Genomic DNA, 18611 nt, shown 5'->3' on the forward strand with positions numbered 1-18611 from the left:
TGTAGATGTAAAGATAGCCTACGAATGGGAATCGGAATCGAGAGAATCATCTAGCAAGGCTGCCTAAATGCTTCCACACATGTTGATGATGCCTCCAAAATTTCAGGCTCGCGGCTTTCGTTGCGATTTGCTTCGCAATTTTCGTTAAGGTTTCCTTCATTGCATTCGTAACGGTAAGGCAACAAGAATACATTGAAAATTTTGTTACCAATGCTTGCGCAGTCTTGGTAAGTCGCGCCACCCCGAAGATTCTCGTTACACAGTTTCTGTTCCACAAACTGGCCGTACACAATCTGCTTGCTGATAGAACTTGATGAGGGGAGATTATCCCCAGTGTAGAATTTTGCGTCAACAATAAATATGTTGTCACCCTGCCACATGATTGTATCTGGGCGCATAGCAAATTTCTGGTCATCGGCGTCGCGGGAACGGATTTCGTCTTGAATCAAGTCATTTCTTTCTGAGCAAATTATTACTTAAAACAACTGCTATTGAAAAAATTTTCTGTTCGCCACTATCAAAAACAACATTCAAATTTGTTGTATTCAATCCAACAATCTTGCCAAATCCAAATTTTGTATGAACAATAGGCGTACCAACGGGCGGAATTTCGTTAAAAGGGGTTCCGATATTTGCATAACTAATGCCAGATGGAGCCGCATTGCAAAGGCTACGCGTCATTTGTTTTGTGGCAATCCGTTGTTTCCCCGGTTGAGAATTTGAAGGCGCTAAATTATGACGAGTAAATTTTAAATTATAACCAGCATCAAAATCATAATGATAAGATTCGGGAACTGTTAATTTAACAATTGCATAATTTCCATATAGAACTTTGTTAGCAACATCGAATGTAAAATGATGATGCTGATATAGATGTTGAACATAATCATTGCAATTTATTCGATTGGCATTTTTCTTAGCAATTCTAAAAGCATCCGGCAATAGACTATCTTGCATCAAGCACTTTATACGAAACGCATCTCCCCAAGATTCTGTTTCTGAATTTGTTTCGAAGGTTATATGATAACCTTCTGAACGGCATAAACTGCCCAACGCTTGATAGTATTCATGATCGTCAAAAAAATTTAATTGACCGACTTTACCCCATTTTAACTGTGCCATACCATGTTCCCTTTAACCGTAAGAAGCCAATTCTTTCAGTGAACTGTAATTAGTGATACAGTCCATAAACTCATTTGCACCATACGCTTTGATTAGAAGATGTTCATCATTCAAAATGAACTTTGAATATCTTTTTACGTCATCATGAATGCCTGGCGCAACAAAGACAGCAAAGGCGTCTTGATATTTTTCTTTAATCGTTGATAAATGACGACTAATAGGAAGCATTTCTTGATGGACTTGTTGACGCCCCATCATGAGACTAACCTCCACCAAACTCGCAATCACATCTCCGTTTTTGCACACTATGTCTGCTACGCCGCCGATAGCTGTACTTGTCGGTAAACCCTCGTCATCTATAGGATAACTTGGGCATACATTAATTCCCTTAAAATTTTGAACTAAAGCAATGCTTGTGAGAAACTCGAACCTTGCAGGACCAGGAATCAGTTTAAAAACAGGATCTACACTTTCCTTCTTGCTACAAACCTTTTGAATTTCTATGAAAATCGCCTGGTTGTCATATCTTGATGCGTATTCTAGTAACGTTCTCTGTCGAACGCTTGATTCCTGTTTTTCATCTAATTTTTTTGCAATTTTTAGAATATTCTCATCAATTTCACCCATATAGCTGAAGTAAGCTTGCTTATCTTCAAATGGTTTATAATCAGCATAATTGTTGAGGATATAGGTTATTTTCTCTTGTTCAATAGTATTGTAATCAACAAAGCGGCCATTGCCACGAAGAGAAATGACCCCAGAACTTCTCATCTTACGAATATACTCATCTACAGCTTCTCCTGTAATCTGAGACATTTTGTAATAATTTCTATCTTCAGGTCGTGCTTGCAAAATCTTCAAGCATTCTTCATACACAATTTCATCGGTATATTGACCAAACTTGTATTTGCTTCGAAATTTAATTATGAAGTTTCCTAGCGCTTCTGCATCCGCGTTCGGCCAGCAAATCAAAAAACTAAGTTCATGAAGAGACAATCCTTTATAATCCACAAGTTTGTCTTTCATATATTTTATCACTTGCAGCAAAAGAATTAGGGGAGCATTATCATTCAAATTTTTTCGATAAGGATTCTTTATTTGATACTTCATTAGCGAATGCAAAAGAACCTTCTGTACAATGCTTTCATTTTTCTCTTCGCCAAAAACGGCATCTATCAGCATATGTCCTAAAGGAGAAATGAGAATGGGCTCATTTATTGCATAGTTGCAGTAACCAAATTCTTTTGGTAGCTTATACCAAGTATCAAATCTTGAAGGCCAACCTTTGTCAAAGCCAGCCTCTTTATGGTCCTGCGGGCTATTGCGTATAATGTCTTCAAGCTGATCGTCTTCAAAGACGCCCTCTTCATCCTCGTATGTTTCTTTGTAAAGAGGGTTGTTCATCATGAATATTGTCTTATATATCTTTTGACCTATTATTTCCTTGACAATTTGATTTATCAAGTCATTTGTCAAAATTTGATTTTCAAATTTTGCTAAGCACTTCAAGAATCCTGGCATTCTCTCAGGATTTCTCATTGTAGTAGAAAAGGATAGAGGTTTATACTTCGCTTTAGACATTTGTAACGTAAACCTCCCTAGAGCTTTTTTTTATAGAATTGTCATTGAAACTGATGTAATTGCTGGAAATGTTCAGGATTTTATATTTACGCGCCCACTCAAAGAAAATGTCATTTCTTTTTTCTTTATGATTTATGAGGTTTGTTATTCCAAATTTCACGCCGCCTTCATGTAAACGATCAATGAAATCGCATAAACGTTTTTCTTCAGACTCATCCCATGACTTGTTGTATTCTGATTCAGATATTAGATAAGGTGGATCGAAGTAGACAAAATCTTCTTTGCCGATATCTAGCGAACCTAAGAAAGATTCGTAATCCAGGTTCGTAAAAGAAACATCATGTTCCCGAATAAACTGCATGTATGCAATTATTGACGAATAAACATTTTTATTAAAATCAACATTACCGACGGGTAGATTAAATATTCCCTCTGAATTAAAGCGAATCATATGATTGAAGCCGTATATCAAAAGAAGGTATAGTTCTGAAAGATTTTGACTTTCATTAAATGACTCTTTCAACCTTTTATACGCATCCTTGTTATAACGGGAATAATATGTTTTAACAAACTCTTTTTTTAGTGTTGCAGGAACCGTTATATTTCGATAAGAACAGGATAAACCATACAAATCAATTATCGAATAAAGATTGTCAATGAACGAATCAACATCATTCGAATAAGACTTCAAATGCTCATGCAATTTCACTACATAAGGGTTAAGATCATTAAGCACATAATGCTGCGCTGTGGTATTTAAAAAAGAACTTCCTCCACCAACAAATGGTTCTATGTAAAATCGAATGTTTTGGGGAAACACTTTTTTTAATTGAGGCATTAATTTGTACTTATCACCAACATAAAAGAATGGAGATCGTATAATTTGATTCATCATGCTAGTCTCCAACATGTGTTATAAAAACAAGTTCTTTATGATTCGATGCTGTAGTTTTTCCAGCATTAAAACGGTGGTAAGATTTTTCAAATACTTGAGTACGGCCTTTTCTTTCAAGAGTCTCTCTAATTTGTTCAAGAGTTATCTTATTTCTTGAAGAAGAGCTTTTGGAATCATATGTGTTGTTGTATGTGACGACGATATTTTTAACATTCAAGTTTTCAACTAGATCGGCAAAAGCTTGCGGCGCTGACGTTCTGCAGTACTCCGACATATTTTCTTCAGGAGGCTTCATCGCTGATCCACTTAAGGAGGGCTTATCCCATTTTGTAATTGTTTCCATCACATGGTAAAAACGAGAGTACTGTCGACTATTATATGGAGGATCCAAAAAAGCCAAATCCGCACTGATATTGCGGCATAATTTATTTGCGTCTTCTCGATAAAACTCAAACGAGACGTTTGTATCCAAAGGTTGGATTAGTTCATAACAAAAACTTGAACGGATTCCTTTATTTTTTATATAAGCCTCATAATGGCCTACTGTATTTGCGCATCGATCGAACGAATAAAGCAGCGATGCTAATAGAATTGAATATTCTCGTTGGTTAATTTTTTTTTCAACCCAAGATTTTTGAATATTCTCCCTAATAAGACCGATTAATTTAGCATCGCTATATTCAAAATACTTGTCTCCAAAATTTTGAGACACATAGTTTTCTGCAATGGTCTTTCGATCAATATCCGAGTATTTAATCGAGAAATCGTTTATTTTCCTTTTAGAATACTTGGCAGAAGAGAAAAAAGCTTCGTATATAATTTTGTTTGAGAACAATAGGTCGTTTATGACAACTCGACGCACTGTATCCGTCATAAATGCAGAGACAACTCCAGTTCCGCCAAAAACATCAAAAAAAGAGTTGTGTTCTGGACAATGTTCCAGAATTAGTTCTTTTATCCAAGGCATCAACTTTGCTTTACTACCTGTATATCGCCGGTTGTGGATCTGAAACATGTCGTTCCTCGAGTTGAAGGTGAACGAGTTCACCCTCAGTCGGGAGCAAGAAACCGCGATGTCAAAACAAGCAAAGAAAACGCTCGCAAACGCACGTGTGGATACACACACGAATTCCCCGGGCACCGAATGGATACAGTACGCCCAGGGTACAGCATGGCCTATGCAACCATAGGTCAACGAACGTTTGTCTTATTCAATGGTTTTGAAAAGTGTCGAAGTTTTCAGCTGTAGAACAAGAGCAAACTCAGCAAGAGTCGTTCTTGTAGCATACTTCACACACATTTAAAGGAAAAAGGCGTGGAATTGAATGCATCTACCCAACTGAAGGCCTTCGACTGCCCAAAACCAAGTAAACACAAACAACCCACGCCCCAATTGCGTGCCGTAAACACGGCAGCAGATGCCAAAGCATCAAAAGGGTCGTTTGCATACAGGCAGATTTATCAAATATGCATATAGCAAAACGATGCCATCAAGCAAAGCTTAATAGCAGGCGTGAGCGTTCGTCTTGCACCGGGTCTTTGAAAAGTGTCGAAGTTTTCAGTTCGGAACAAGAGCAAAACTCTTTATGTACGCAGGGAATATAGTTAATCCTACATGTCAGTAGGTGTCACTCAAAATTTTTCAACGCACCTATTGCCCATTTTTATAAAATTAGTTATATTTTGTTCACTAGAACATTTGTGCATTAAATTTGTGTTTTTATATCCAGCTTGTAACACAAAGGAGTAAATATGGAAGAGAAGAATATGCAGGCGGCTGGTGAAATCATTTTTTACCAACCCGAGGGCGAATCCAAACTTCAAGTATATCTTGAAGATGAGACAGTTTGGCTGACAATAGATCAGATGAGTGACCTGTTTTTAAAGTCACGATCAACGATTAATGAACATATTCTAAACGCATTCAAGGAAAAAGAATTAGACAAAAGCGAAGTTATGAGAAAAATCGGAAATTCCGATTTTTCTACCAAGCCCACGAACATTTACAATTTAGATGTAATTATTTCCGTTGGCTATAGGGTTAAATCCGTTCGTGGCACACAGTTCCGTCGCTGGGCCAATCAGGTTCTAAAAGATCATCTTCTGCGCGGAGCAAGCGTAAACCAACGCTTTATGCTGACTGAAGAGCGAGTTGACAGGCAACTGATTAATCACGAAAAACGTTTGGACGAGCTCGACTCAAAAGGCATGGAAACGAGCACTCGCCTAGCCACTCTCGAAAAGCAGGTGGACTTTTTCGTCAAGGCGAACCTGCCTCCCAGTGAGGGCATTCTGAACGCAAAATCCTGGTGGAGCGGGTACGAATTCGCCTGCCAGCTGGTGCGTTCCGCAAAAGAAGAAATCATCGTCATCGATCCTTTTGCAGACGATGTCGTACTCTCACTTGTCGCCAAGAAATCTGCGGGTGTAAATGCGTTTGTCTATTCCGGTCATGTAAACCGACATCTGCGAGAGGCAGAAGAACGACTGAATCGCCAATTCCCAACTGTTAAACTCAAGGACATTCAGAATGTTCATGACAGGTTCATCATCGTGGACGAGACCGTTTATCACATCGGCTCATCCATCAATGAACTCGGGAAAAAATTGACTGCATTCTCCGTACTGAATTTCGTTTCAAAGCAGCAACTGCTGGAAATGGTGTCGCAGGCGTCCGGAAAAAAGAACGGCTAAAGTTTTAAAGTGGTCGAATTTGACCACTTTATGAAGATTTATCGCAATGTTACTGATTTCCGTTATATTAACAAATTCTTGACGCGTTCTAAAATCACGTTAAACCCATTGAATTCGAGGGGTTTAAAATGTGGTTTGAGTGATTGTAACACAAAGGAGAGTCGCTTGCTTGAAAATATAGATATTGACTTTTGCTACAACAAATTTTATATTATTGTAATGAATGTAAAGAAGAGTCATAACGCAATTGTAGAAACTATCGAAAGTATCGCCAAGGCTAACGGTGGCGTGGTTTCTACCGCCAACGCTGAAAAACAGGGCGTTTCCAGGGCCGTTCTTTCCCAGATGGCAGCAAATGGTGACTTGGACCGCGTCGCAAAGGGATTCTATGTATTGCCCACCGAGCTTCCTGATGAGCTGTTCATTCTCAGTTTGTGTTCTCCAAACATTGTGTTTTCACATGAAACGGCTCTGTTTTTAAATGGCATTACTGAACGAACGCCGGCGATTCATTCCTTCACTCTTCCAAGGGACAAAAGACTTTCTTCCGCGTTTTCAAAGGAATGCACAATTCATTATGCTGAAAGGGAGTCGTGGAACATTGGCAAAACCGAAATCAAAACGCCTATGGGAAATTTGGTTCCCTGCTTTGATGCGGAAAGAACTATTTGTGATCTTATCAAGTACAAAAAGAAGTTCGATCCAGAAACCTACATTGCATCGTTGAAAATGTACGCAAAGATGCAGACAAAAAATCTTCAACATCTTTCTGAATATGCCCAAAAACTTGGGATTGTGGAGAAGGTTCGCGATGCGCTGGAGGTATTGCTGTGAAACAAAGAGGCGCAAAGGCGACTAGCTTAAAAGCTAAAATCAAGAACATTGCAAAAGAGAAAAGAGTTGCTCCACAATTGATTTTGCAAAATTTCATGATGGAGCGCTTTCTCAATCGAATTGCGACTTCTAGTTACAAGGACTGCTTCATTATCAAGGGCGGTTCCTTAATTTCGGTTATCCTTGGAATAGAAAATAGAACCACGATGGATATTGATATGACATCCCGAGGTTTTTCCTTTAACGAAAAAAGCGTACAAGGTATTATCCAAGATATTAGTCTGATTGATTTGCAAGATGATACTTTTTTCGAAATAAAGAAATGCGAACCAATTCGAGAAGACGATGCTTATGGTGGATTCCGAGTTTTTATTGACGGCTTCTACGAATCAAAATTTTTAGTAGTCCCTTTTACGATTGACATTACCACCGGAGATGTCGTGACTCCCGAACCCCAAAAACGATCCTGGGTTAATCTATGTAATGCACAGGAAAGTTTTGAATTGTGGACATATACACTAGAAACAATAGTCGCAGAGAAAATTGAATCCATTTTAAGTAAAGGCGTTTTGAACACTCGTCCTCGTGATTTTTACGATGTGTATATGCTCAGTAAGCTTAAAAAGTTCAATGGGAAAAGATTCTCTTTAGCTTTAAAAAAGACTTGCGAACACAGGAAATCCTGGGACCAAGTTAAAAATGCGGTAGAACATTTTGTGGACATTGAAAATAGCGGTAGTCTCAAGCAATTTTGGGAACGCTATGCTAAAAGCAATTCGTATGCTGCAAATATCGGTTATAACGATATTGTTGCAGTAATAAAGAATCTACTGACTGCGATATAGTCAAACCCTATACCCAACCCTAGAAAAATAGTATATGTCTAACGCCTTGCCAGGGGAAAGAGTATTTCTATATTTATTCCTACAAGATTGATAGGGAATTAGAAAATGTTTTCAAGTTCACCTAAGCATTCGAAGGAGTTCATTATGTGTAGTGACTGTCGAATGCCGAAAGGCATGCAGAAGAATAGATAACTGCTTCGCTCAAATATCAAAAGTCCTTGATGGTTTGGTCAAAGCAAGTAGTTAATCAAGTGGAAAAACTTAAGGACGAAAGACCTGGCGCGGTGCCGGGCGAAATAATCAAAATCAGGAATCGGGCCGAATAAAGTCGGTAAAAAGGTTGAACAAACCGGTTTCTGAGTGTTACCAAATCAAAAAAAAAGGATTTCAAACATGTCTAAGATTCATAAGTCTATTGCAGAACTCGTTGGCCACACTCCTCTTGTTGAACTTTCCAATTACGAAGAAAAGCACGGCCTTAAGGCTCACATTATCGGTAAACTGGAATACTTGAATCCCACCGGCTCCGTGAAGGATCGCTTGGCTCTGGCCTTGATCCAGGATGGTGAACGTCGCGGCCTGATTAAGAAGGGCGACACCCTTATTGACGTGACTAGCGGTAACACGGGCATTGGCCTTGCCGGTATCGGTCATGCTCTTGGTTACGAATTTGAACCTTATCTGGAACCGGGCACCACCATCGAACGCGTTCAGATTTTTGAAGGCTACGGTTTGAACGTAAAGTCCTTCTACGATATCGAAGAAGTCAAGGATTTCGAAAAGACGGGCCTGGTGCTTGATGATTTGATTGATGGTATCAAGCGCATCGCCAAGGAAAAGGGTTTCTATTATACTGGTCAGACTGTAAACGAAGCCAACCAAGAATTCCATTTCAAGACTACCGGTCCTGAAATTTGGGAAGACACGGATGGCAAGGTTGATTACTTTGTTGCAATGGGCGGTACTGCCGGCACCATCGTGGGTACGGGCCGCTATCTTCGCGAAAAGAATCCTGGCGTAAAGATTGTGGGTGTGCAGGCTGCAAAGAGCTCTCGCCCGGATAGCCCCGACTTTACTGGTCATATCGTAGATGGAACCTTGCCTTTGCATGGTGTGGCTGAACCTCTTGTGCCTACCCTCATCAAGACCAATCGCGATAACGGTTTCCAGTTTGATGAAGTCATCGACATCAAGGCGGAAGACGCTTACGCAACTGCACAGGAAACTGCAAAGACCGATGGTCTCTTCCTGGGAACTTCTGCTGCCGCCGCCCTTACCGCCGCAATCCAGATTGCAAAGCGCCCTGAAGCAGCCGGCAAGAACATCGTGGTGATTTACCCGGATAACGGTTACAAGTACCTTTCTACGGAACTGTACAAGAAGCAAAAATAGCGTGTGATTTTTGACGGAGAATTTTTAGAATGAAATTGAATTTTGTACAGAATATTGCGTTGAAGACTGCGAAGTCTACTGAAGATTATTTGGAATCCGTTCTCCAAATTGTGAAGTATCTGAAGAATAACGAAGTGGTAACGCCGAAGGGAAAGTACTGGAAGGTGAGCCCGGAACCGGGTAACGAATACGCTGGAGATCTGATGATTACCCCCAAGGGCCTTTACGCAGGCTCGGCTGGTATCGGCCAGTTTTTCTTACAGCTTTTCGAGGTGACGAAAGATGAACAGTATTTGCAGGAAGCAAAAGATGCCGCGGAATACATTCTGAATACCTACGAAGGTGTAAAGTTCTTCAAGGATGTTTTGGAAGGTGCCGAAGGCGGCATCTGGCCTGTAAAGGGCTGGGGAACCAGCGTCTATGCGTCCCCTGCGGGGCAGGCCATCTTTTTGGATCAGCTTTACGTACATGTGAAGGATGAACGCTACCGCAAGTTCCTGATTCAGTCTGCCGATGATGCTATCGCCGCAGGTCATGATGACGGAAAGATCCTTCACTGGTCCACGGAAGCGGACTTGATGGCTGATGGTTCCTACGCTTTCTTCTTCCTGTATGTTTACCGTAAGACTGGTGACGAAAAATATCTGGAAGCCGCAAAGCGCGTAGTCGCCTTTACGGACACTCGCATCACTCACGCCAAGGAAGGCGGCATTTACTACAAGAATGTTGACCTCACGTTGGTTGGCTGGAAGTCCAAGGAATCTGCATTCCCCAACTTTAGTCACGGCGCTGCAGGTACGGCATTCCTGAACGCACTTCTTTATGAAGAAACCAAAAATCAGGAATACTTGGATAAGGCAAATGAAGTGGTGAAGTTCCTTGCAGCCATTGCAGAAGGTGATGAAAACGGAGCCTTGATTCCGTACCTCTACAATCCGGAACTGGGCCGCTTCCATGACTTCTATTATCTAAGTACTTGCCACGGCCCCGTGGGAACTTCCATTCTCTTCCGCAAACTTTATGATATTACCGGCGACAAGGAAAACTTGCAGTGGGTTGACATTCTGACGAAGGGAATTCTGAGGGCTGGTGCTCCGCTGAAGCATACTCCGGGTTACTGGAACAGTTACTGCCTCTGCTGCGGCGCTCCTGGCGTTCTTGCGCATTTCGTGAAGACTGCAGAAGCTCTTGGCGACAAGTCCTACATTGAACAGGCGAAGGTCACTGCAGACAAGTTGTTGGGCGATTCCTGGAACGATGACAAGGGCCGTCGCTGGTACGCCGCATGGACCCGTAAGATTCCTGGCTTTGTGGAAACCTACACCGGCCTTTATGCAGGTGCTGCGGGAGCCGCTTCCGCGTTGCTCCAGCTTTACGCGCACGAAAAGGGAATCAAGATCCAGACCGAAACCGTGGAATACCTGTTCTTGAAATAAGTGCCGGAATTTATCCGCGACGAACCTAAAATTTCCGTACAACCGAGGCCCCTGGGTAAATGAAATCCGCCCGGGGGTCTCTTTTTGTGAAAACGAGCAAATTGCTTCCAAGTTTTGGATTATACCGCGCGGGGTATTTTAGAATGGAGCTGCGCCTAGATCGGAGGCGCCTTCTTTAATTTTTGTAAGGATCGGAAGGTCTGTAAGCTCCTGCATCATGAAAATGTTGTCATCTTCCATTTGCTGGTTTCCGCTGATGCCGTAACGGTTGACGATGATTCCTCGAATATCAAGACCGCGAGCGCGAGCGTATTCTACCGTCAGGACGCATGAGTTTATGCTTCCCAATGCTGCGGTGGTCACAATCAACAGCGGAAGGTTTAGCTCTTTCATGATGTCGGCGAGAAATATTTTTTTGTCGTCGTAACGGATGGGACAGATGATTCCGCCGGAGCCTTCCACAAATACAAACTCATGGCGTTGGGTAGCTGCGATGAAATCGGCCTTGACTTGCGCGAGTTCTACCGGGTTGCCTTCCTTGCGGGCGGCCAGGTGCGGGGAAACTGCTTCCTTATAGACGTAGCTGACCAATTCTTCTTGAGAGTCGGGAAGGCTTGCGACATGTTTTACGTAGTCGGCGTCACCGGCAATCCACTTGCCGTCTCTGAGTTCGGCGCCGCTGAGGGCAGCCTTGTAGTAACCGGCGTCAATGCCGGAGTCTCGCCATTTCTTGACGAGGAGGGCGGTCACGAAAGTCTTGCCTACGTCGGTGCCTGTTGCTGTAACGAAATAACCATTATTCATAAAATTACCGAAGGATTCTCAGGGGTGTCATTCTGAGCGGAGAACCGCTAGGTTTGTAGCCGAAGAATCTAGCATTTCAAAATCTCAGAAATTGCGTCTGCTGCCACTTGCAATTCTTCTTGTGTGTGCGTTGCCATGATGCTTGCACGGAGTCTTGCCTGCCCCTTGGCTACGGTAGGGTAGCGGATGGCGGGAATCAGAATTCCTCGTTCCTGCAAGGCGGTGGATGCTGCGAGTGCCTTCGCTTCGTCGCCAATGATGATGGGGACGATGGCGGATTCGCAAGTGTCGAGTTGGCTGATGGACGAAACTGCGCCGGCTTTAACAAGAGCGTCACAGAAGAACTTTACGTTATCCTGAAGCTGCTGAACTCGCTCCGGGTGCTGTTCAATGAACTTCAGATTGTTGCATGCGGCCTGCGCCATGGCGGGTGACATTGCAGTTGTGAAAATAAAGCTTCGAGCCTTGTTCTTTAGAAATTCTATAAGCTGGCGTGAACCGACGACAAAGCCGCCTTCACATCCCACGGATTTGCTCAAGGTTCCTACAGTTACGTCTGCATGTTCGCAAGGAATGCCCTTGTCATTGAAATGTTCTGCAAGTCCGCGGCCTGTTTTCCCGAGGACGCCCGTGGAGTGGGCTTCATCGATCATCAAAAGGCAGTTGTTTGCCATTGCGATTTTTTGAAGTTCAGGGAGATTTGCCAGGTCACCGTCCATGCTGAAAACGGCGTCGGTGACAATCATGTAACGGGTTGCTGCAGGTTGTTCGCTGGACTCGTTCTTTCGGGATTGTGCTGCGCGAGCTTCATCAATTACTCGTTGCAAATCAGCCATGTCGTTATGCTTGTAGACGTAGCACTTGGCTTTTGAAAGTCTGATGCCGTCGATGATGCTGGCGTGATTCAGTTCGTCGCTAAAGACGATGCATTCGCTAACGCAGGTGGTGCGGATTTGCTTGCTTGCCAACGCAGAAATAGTTCCCACGTTTGCCATGTAGCCGGTAGCAAATGTGATGGCCGCCTCTTCGCCTTTAAAGCGGGCGAGGGCTGCTTCCAAATCTTCGTGAGGAGTCTTGTTGCCTGTGGTGAGGCGTGCCCCGCCGCTGCCTGTGCCCCACTTCAAAACTGCTTCGGCCGCAGCCTGCTTCAATTCCGGTTCGTTGCACAAATCCAAGTAGCTGTTGGAGGCGAGAAGAAGAACGTCGCGAGTCTGCGCAGATTCTATAATTTCAACGTGGTTTGCTTCGGGAGTGCAAATGTGACGCATGGAGCGGTATGTGTGCGCCTCTTTTGCTGCTTGCAAAAAATCGTCGGTAAAATTATTTAAAACAGACATCTTGATATTTTTTCTAACTTTAACACTCTTGAATTTAGAAAACTAAGACTCCTGCCGATGACAGAAATCTTAATCCTTGCAATTTTTTGTGTAGCACTTTTGACGTCACTTGTGGTTGGCGTGCCCTTGCTGTATGCGCTGGGTTTTGGATTGTTACTTTTTGGCGGTTATGGAGTTCGACGATGCGGCTTGCGGAAAACTGCGGAAATGTGCTGGGGTGGCGTGAAGACGACTCGCGACATCTTGCTGTTGTTTGTTCTGCTGGGACTTTTGACTTCCTTGTGGCGGGCCAGCGGAACCATTCCGACGATTGTGAGCTACGCCGTGGAACTGATTCACCCCACTAGCTTTATTCTGCTGACGTTTCTACTGAATTCCGCCATGTCGCTCTTGACGGGAACGGCTCTTGGAACTGCAGGAACCATGGGCGTGATTTGCGCTACGGTCGGTCGCACTCTTGGTGTTGATGATGCCTGGATGGGCGGCGCCATTCTTGCAGGCGTTTATTTTGGAAACCGCATTTCTCCCATTTCATCCATGGCGCTACTTGCAGCCAATGTAACGAAGACGGATATTTACCAGAATGTTCGCGGAATGCTGAAAACAACTTGGTTGCCGTTCTTGCTTAGCTGTGGGATTTACTTCTGGGCGGGACTTGGCGGAGATAGTTACTGCGGTGAGATTTCTATTTATGATAGAGTGGAAATTTATATAGAAGCTTTTGCTCAGGAATTTTCACTTTCTCACTGGGCCTTGATTCCTGCGGTGGTCATTATTGTTCTTTCTGTTTTGCGAGTTCGCACCAGTTTGGTTCTTTTGTGGAGTTCCCTATCCGCATTTGTTCTAGCGCTTGTAATTGAAAACAAGGGCGTAATGGAACTGCTGCGAAGCCTGGTGTTCGGTTATAAAACTAGCATCCCTTATCTTGAAGGAATAATCAATGGTGGCGGCCTCGTTTCTATGGTAAATGTTTTTGCCATTGTGGTGATTGCAGGTTGCTTTGGCGGAATTTTCAAGGGAACGCAAATGCTGACTCCTTTGCAATCCTTGGTAGCGAAACTGTCGAAAAGGACCAATCCCTTTGTGGCTACTTTGGCGTCTGCCGTTGCAACATCTTGCGTAGTTTGCAATCAGACCTTGACCATCATTTTGACAAATCAAATGACAGAAAATTTGGACGGCTCGAATCGCGATCAACATGCCTTGAATATTTATGATTCCGCTGTAACTGTAATAGCGCTTGTTCCTTGGTCCGTGGCGACGGCCATTGTCTTGACGGCAATCAACGCGCCCAACAGCGCTGTGCTCTGTGCATGTTTCTTGTACCTACTGCCGTTGTGCAGATTATTTTTTAGATTGAAAAAATAATGAGATGAGATTATGGCTGTGTTGATTGTGAAAGAAGGGTCGCCCCGAGCGCTTTTTAAATTGCCTCACATGATTTGTCTCAATGGCCGTCCTCTAGGAATTCTTGGAAAGATTGGTAAGGATGCTCTGAAACCGCAGATGAAATCTGAACCATTGAATGCGAAAATTATTTTACCGGAAGGACGCTACATTCTTCGCATTCAAAGTATGCTTAAGTGGATTTCTTCTACGATTGAACTTGATGTATCTGAAACGAAACCCACTGTTGTTGAATTCGATCATAAGGAATTTTGGTGGGACTTACTTTTTCTTGGCGATATTATCGCTTGGATTGTTCAGCTGTTCGTGACCTTTGATAATCCTTGGAACATCGTGTATGAGGTGGTTTCCAATGGTGCATTTTTGATTTGGCTCATTCATCAGTTTTGCATAAGGAATAAGTATTTTTCTTTTAAGGTGTTAAAAGATGAGTAAGTTTTCTGAATATATCGGCAGTCAGTTCGGGAACCCCCGCGGTTTTGTGGGTATGGTTTGTTGCGTGATTATGAATGTCATCAACAGGGCAATGTACAAGAATACAATTGCCTTGGTGGATGTTTCGCCTGATGACAAGGTGCTGGACATTGGCTTTGGAAACGGTTACTTGTTGCAACTTCTTTATAACAAGTGCAAGTGCGATATGTACGGCATCGATATTTCCGAAGACATGGTGGCTGCGGCGACTTCTCGAAATGCGCGCGCCTCCCGCGATGGAAAACTTCATTTGCAGATTGGCGACTGCTGCAATTTGACCTTTGAAGAAAATACATTCTCTGCGGTGACATCCATCAACACCATCTATTTCTGGAATGATACTGCAAAGGGACTGTCTGAAATTCGCCGTGTGCTGAAACCTGGCGCCACCTTCTACAATGTGGTCTACACCAAGGATTGGCTGGATAAGCTGAGCTACACGAAAAAGGGATTCAAGAAGTTTGAACCGGAAAAACTGATTTCGCTTGGGAAGGCAGCTGGTTTTGCCGAGGTGACAGTCAAGGAAATTGTGAAAGGCAAAAGCTTTGTGGTGATGTATAGAAAATAAGAGGTCTTCGGTTTATCTGAATTGCATTTTTAGTCTTTTACGCAGCGGATGGAAAAAGCGTAACTTTTTTCTTGATCAAGAAGTCCCGCATATTCATAATCGTAGTAGAAGTACAATGTGGTGGCTCCGCTCATCACTTCAGTGGAACCCCAGAATACTGCACCCAAACTATCGAAAGAACCATTTTCAAATCTTATGCCGGAAGGCAATACATTGAATCCAATGGCGTCGCTTCCATTTCCGTCGTTGTACCAGCCGCTTTGCGATTTTAGTGTCACGCCTGCTGTAGCATAGCCTCCTACATCAATAATGAAATTTGCAAGTTGATCGTGATCGGGTAATTGCCAACCGTCGGGACAAATCCCTTGAACCTTATCGGGCCAAGACTGTACGCAGTTTCTTCCGTCTCCGCATTCTTGCGGATTTTTATCATCCGTTGCAAATTTTACAGAGTCGATTGCTGCTGCCCAAGTGTAAAGGCGGCCGAATTTTTCACAATTGTCGGGACTGTTGTCATAACGCCAGCTTTTTCCTTTTAGGCTAGGTGTCTTTAGACTGTCGGCGTAATTCAAATTTTCTGCCATCCACCATGTGTTCTTGATTTTTACGGTTTTGTAACTTTTCCCGTCGCGCTCGTCCAGTAAAGTTCCGTATATGCAGTTGTCTTCCGTCTCTGTTTTGCAGGAAATGACATCATCTTTTTCTGAACTGCTTGATGTTACACTAGAAGAACTATTCGTTACAGAACTACTTGATTCAACCTTTGCTGAAGATAGTTCTACATTCAGGGAGTCTTGGGAAGACGAACTTTGGATGGAACTTGAAGAATTGAAACTGTCAATATCCCAATCATAATCATTGTCTGATGTGTTGTTGCTGGAGTCGTCGCTGCAGGACCAGATAAATAAAGAAATCAAACCAAGGAGAAAAATCTTTTTCATAGTAAAGAATATATCCTTAAATTTTATTTCCTGCAATAACTGACTGCAGTTGTTATAAACGAGAGTGCGGTGAGGAGGAGGCCGGCGAGGACGGTGCCGTTCCAGCCCCAGAGTGTCCAGAAGGAGCCGGAGAGGAATGTACCCAGGGAGCCGCCGATAAAGTAGATGGTCATGAAGATGGTGTTCATGCGGCTGGTGGCTTCGGGGCAGAGTTTCATGACGGAGCTTTGATTGCCCAGCTGGATAAATTGCATGCCGATATCGATGAGGATGATGCCCACGATGATGGCGGCGTAGCTGTTGCTTCCGAAGTAGAAGGCGGCCCAGGCGGTGGCCATGAGGAAGTTGCCTGCGTTGCAGAATTTTTCTACGCCGAAGCGTTTGATGTACTTGCCGATGCGAGAAGCGGTGAGGGCGCCGGCGATTCCGCAGAGTCCCAGAAGCCCAACGGTTTTACTGTCCTGGAAGAAGGGCGCTTGTTTCATACGGAAGGCGAGGCATGCCCACAGCGCCAAAAAGGAGCCGAAGGCAAATCCTGAGCGGATGCTGTAGATTCGTGCCTGGGAGAACCGCACAAAAAGTTCCCCGATGGATTTCAGCATGCTGAAAAATGTGCCGCGGTAAGTGGTGGGCACATTGGGCAGAACTTTAAAGACGATGGCGGTGGAGGCGAGCATCATCAAGGCTGCAATGAGGAACATGGAACGCCAGCCAAGCCATTCGCCTACAAGGCCGCTGCACACGCGGGAGGCGAGAATTCCCGTAAGGAGGCCGCTTAAGACCATGCCGGTTTTCAGTTCCTTTTCGTCGGACCTTGAAAACAGGGAAACCATGGGCATAAAGATTTGCGGCGTCACGGAGCAGATGCCGGTAACGAAGGAACCTGCCAGAAGCATCACTGCGTTTGTAGAAAAGTAGATGGAGATAAGTCCGAAAATCAGCAGGGTGAAATTCACAAGCACGATGCGGCGGCGGTCAATCATGTCGCCTAGCGGCACGATAAAAAGCAGGCCCAGGGCGTAACCCACCTGTGTGAGCACCGGCATGAGATTCACGTAGAATTCCGAAATCCCCATGTCCATGCGGATCATGTTCAGCAGAGGCTGGCAGTAATAAATGTTCGCCACCGAAATGCCTGCCATAATGGCAAGCATCAGCGTGAGGGAGCGGGGAATTCCTGCGTGCGGCTTAAGGGTGAACATGATGTGGCTTGTGTCTTAAAGAAGTAAATGTACAATTTTTCAAAAAGTTTCGATTTTTGATTTGTATGTGGGGAAGGGATAATTAATCTTGAATTTGTGGTGTTTGATAGCGTAGCGTTTCATATACAAAAGCAAAGCGTTTCATACACTTTTTTTTGAGCTATGGGACTTTGCGAAATATGGCAAAGAAAAAATGGTTCTTTTAGATTTGAGGGAAACCATAAAGTCTATTTGATTGGTTGAGTTCAAAAAGGAGTTTTTATCATGTCAAACAATAATCAATGCAGTGGTTGTGGTTGCAGAATAAATGTGAAAAGTAGAAATACCGAATATGTTTTTGAAGGAAGACGTTTTGGTGATGAGTGTTGTAAAAACTCCATGTATCTATGTAACACATGCTTCAGACATTACTCGAATAGCATGAATGAAGCATATCATCATAGACTTAATGAATTCAGGCAACTATCGAGTGAAGATATAGCCGCTTTGAATAGAGAATATGAAGAATCGTCGAAAAAATCTTTTTTTATGGCGTTCTATGTGATGGTTGCGATTGCTTTGGCGATTATGATTTTTGCGATGACTCAAATGTCTGAATTGCAGACTTCGCTGCTTGTAGCTACCATTGTTACGGCTGTTGTTGCTGTCGGGCTTATTGTACTGAACGTAGTGGTTTATGGGAGTAGGGATATTGTTGCAAGAGTTGTCCGTGCGATTGCTTATGGTATGGCGTGGACGATGTTTCTTGCTATTGTTTTTTTGATATATGGTAAGGTGGCGGATAACGGTGTTTCTGGTACTGTTGTTTATGGGTCAATTGCATTTTGCTTCGTTGCTAATGGTGTTGCAGAATTTTTCGGGTTACTTTCTCCAAAAGTAAGACCACCTAAGAAACCTGATATTGGTAACGGTAGCCTAAATGATCATCTTCCTTTTTATTAGACGCAAATACAAGCAGTCTTTTTGCGACGGATTATTTTTATCGGCGAATTTAAGTCGCCAAGTAAATTTGTTTAACTTGCCTAGAAATATACTCTAATGGGGTGAGAAATCCAAGTCGTTTTCTCGGCCGATTGTTC

General features: G+C 43.3%; 18 protein-coding genes. 9 read left to right on the forward strand and 9 right to left on the reverse strand.

The annotated features are described in order from the left end of the window. Positions 1-50: 50 nt before the first annotated feature. From BGX12_RS13930 to BGX12_RS13950, 5 genes are read right to left on the reverse strand one after another with little or no spacing between them, the layout of a single operon-like run. The gene (locus BGX12_RS13930) at positions 51-449 is read right to left on the reverse strand and encodes an LlaJI family restriction endonuclease (RefSeq protein ID WP_109736647.1); all 399 of its coding nucleotides are present in this window, start codon (positions 447-449) and stop codon (positions 51-53) included. 1 nt (position 450) lies between these two features. Continuing rightward, on the reverse strand, positions 451-1122 hold the full coding sequence (locus tag BGX12_RS13935; RefSeq protein WP_109736648.1) for a hypothetical protein: 672 nt from the start codon (positions 1120-1122) through the stop codon (positions 451-453). Between the two features lie 12 nt (positions 1123-1134). Next, on the reverse strand, positions 1135-2703 hold the full coding sequence (locus tag BGX12_RS13940; protein ID WP_109736649.1) for an AlwI family type II restriction endonuclease: 1569 nt from the start codon (positions 2701-2703) through the stop codon (positions 1135-1137). Further along, positions 2696-3595, reverse strand: coding sequence for a Dam family site-specific DNA-(adenine-N6)-methyltransferase (locus tag BGX12_RS13945; RefSeq protein ID WP_109736663.1), 900 nt, complete (start codon positions 3593-3595; stop codon positions 2696-2698). Before BGX12_RS13945 ends, BGX12_RS13940 begins: the two co-directional genes overlap by 8 nt. A gap of 4 nt (positions 3596-3599) precedes the next feature. Next, positions 3600-4613, reverse strand: coding sequence for a DNA adenine methylase (locus tag BGX12_RS13950; RefSeq protein ID WP_109736650.1), 1014 nt, complete (start codon positions 4611-4613; stop codon positions 3600-3602). Between the two features lie 737 nt (positions 4614-5350). Here BGX12_RS13950 and rhuM point away from each other — a divergent pair. The 5 genes from rhuM to BGX12_RS13975 all read left to right on the forward strand — a co-directional run bounded on the left by rhuM (position 5351) and on the right by BGX12_RS13975 (position 10799). Next, positions 5351-6292, forward strand: coding sequence for a virulence RhuM family protein (gene rhuM, locus BGX12_RS13955; RefSeq protein ID WP_199220792.1), 942 nt, complete (start codon positions 5351-5353; stop codon positions 6290-6292). Between the two features lie 30 nt (positions 6293-6322). Beyond that, positions 6323-7126, forward strand: coding sequence for a type IV toxin-antitoxin system AbiEi family antitoxin domain-containing protein (locus tag BGX12_RS13960; RefSeq protein WP_146196364.1), 804 nt, complete (start codon positions 6323-6325; stop codon positions 7124-7126). Further along, positions 7123-7971: a nucleotidyl transferase AbiEii/AbiGii toxin family protein gene (locus BGX12_RS13965; protein ID WP_109736652.1), complete on the forward strand. Its 849-nt coding sequence runs from the start codon at positions 7123-7125 to the stop codon at positions 7969-7971. The genes BGX12_RS13960 and BGX12_RS13965 overlap by 4 nt, the downstream gene beginning before the upstream one ends. A 393-nt stretch (positions 7972-8364) precedes the next feature. Further along, the gene (locus tag BGX12_RS13970) at positions 8365-9363 is read left to right on the forward strand and encodes a PLP-dependent cysteine synthase family protein (RefSeq protein WP_109736653.1); all 999 of its coding nucleotides are present in this window, start codon (positions 8365-8367) and stop codon (positions 9361-9363) included. A 29-nt stretch (positions 9364-9392) separates the two neighbouring features. Beyond that, positions 9393-10799 (forward strand): lanthionine synthetase LanC family protein, encoded by a 1407-nt coding sequence (locus BGX12_RS13975; protein ID WP_109736654.1) that lies wholly within the window; start codon positions 9393-9395, stop codon positions 10797-10799. Positions 10800-10937: 138 nt separating this feature from the next. On the opposite strand, the gene bioD is transcribed toward BGX12_RS13975, so the two are convergent. Both bioD and BGX12_RS13985 read right to left on the reverse strand, forming a co-directional pair. After that, entirely contained in the window at positions 10938-11603 is a 666-nt protein-coding gene (gene bioD, locus BGX12_RS13980) for a dethiobiotin synthase (RefSeq protein ID WP_109736655.1), read from the reverse strand. A gap of 68 nt (positions 11604-11671) precedes the next feature. Next, entirely contained in the window at positions 11672-12871 is a 1200-nt protein-coding gene (locus BGX12_RS13985; protein ID WP_233246407.1) for an 8-amino-7-oxononanoate synthase, read from the reverse strand. Between the two features lie 126 nt (positions 12872-12997). Between BGX12_RS13985 and BGX12_RS13990 the strand changes: the two genes are divergently transcribed. The 3 genes from BGX12_RS13990 to BGX12_RS14000 are packed head-to-tail and all read left to right on the forward strand — an operon-like array spanning position 12998 to position 15389. After that, a complete protein-coding gene (locus tag BGX12_RS13990) occupies positions 12998-14308 on the forward strand; it encodes a Na+/H+ antiporter NhaC family protein (protein ID WP_109736657.1) in 1311 nt (436 codons plus the stop codon). 12 nt (positions 14309-14320) lie between these two features. After that, the gene (locus BGX12_RS13995) at positions 14321-14782 is read left to right on the forward strand and encodes a hypothetical protein (protein WP_109736658.1); all 462 of its coding nucleotides are present in this window, start codon (positions 14321-14323) and stop codon (positions 14780-14782) included. Next, positions 14775-15389 carry a class I SAM-dependent methyltransferase gene (locus BGX12_RS14000; RefSeq protein ID WP_109736659.1) on the forward strand — a complete coding sequence of 205 codons (615 nt, stop codon included), beginning with the start codon at positions 14775-14777 and terminating at the stop codon, positions 15387-15389. Before BGX12_RS13995 ends, BGX12_RS14000 begins: the two co-directional genes overlap by 8 nt. 29 nt (positions 15390-15418) lie before the next feature. On the opposite strand, the gene BGX12_RS14005 is transcribed toward BGX12_RS14000, so the two are convergent. After that, positions 15419-16330, reverse strand: coding sequence for a fibrobacter succinogenes major paralogous domain-containing protein (locus BGX12_RS14005; RefSeq protein ID WP_109736660.1), 912 nt, complete (start codon positions 16328-16330; stop codon positions 15419-15421). Between the two features lie 23 nt (positions 16331-16353). Beyond that, positions 16354-17532: an MFS transporter gene (locus BGX12_RS14010; protein WP_199220793.1), complete on the reverse strand. Its 1179-nt coding sequence runs from the start codon at positions 17530-17532 to the stop codon at positions 16354-16356. 264 nt (positions 17533-17796) lie between these two features. Between BGX12_RS14010 and BGX12_RS15360 the strand changes: the two genes are divergently transcribed. Then, entirely contained in the window at positions 17797-18474 is a 678-nt protein-coding gene (locus BGX12_RS15360; protein ID WP_146196365.1) for a Yip1 family protein, read from the forward strand. The last annotated feature ends 137 nt before the right edge of the window (positions 18475-18611 follow it).

This window comes from Fibrobacter sp. UWR4 (assembly GCF_003149045.1).
Taxonomy (GTDB): domain Bacteria; phylum Fibrobacterota; class Fibrobacteria; order Fibrobacterales; family Fibrobacteraceae; genus Fibrobacter.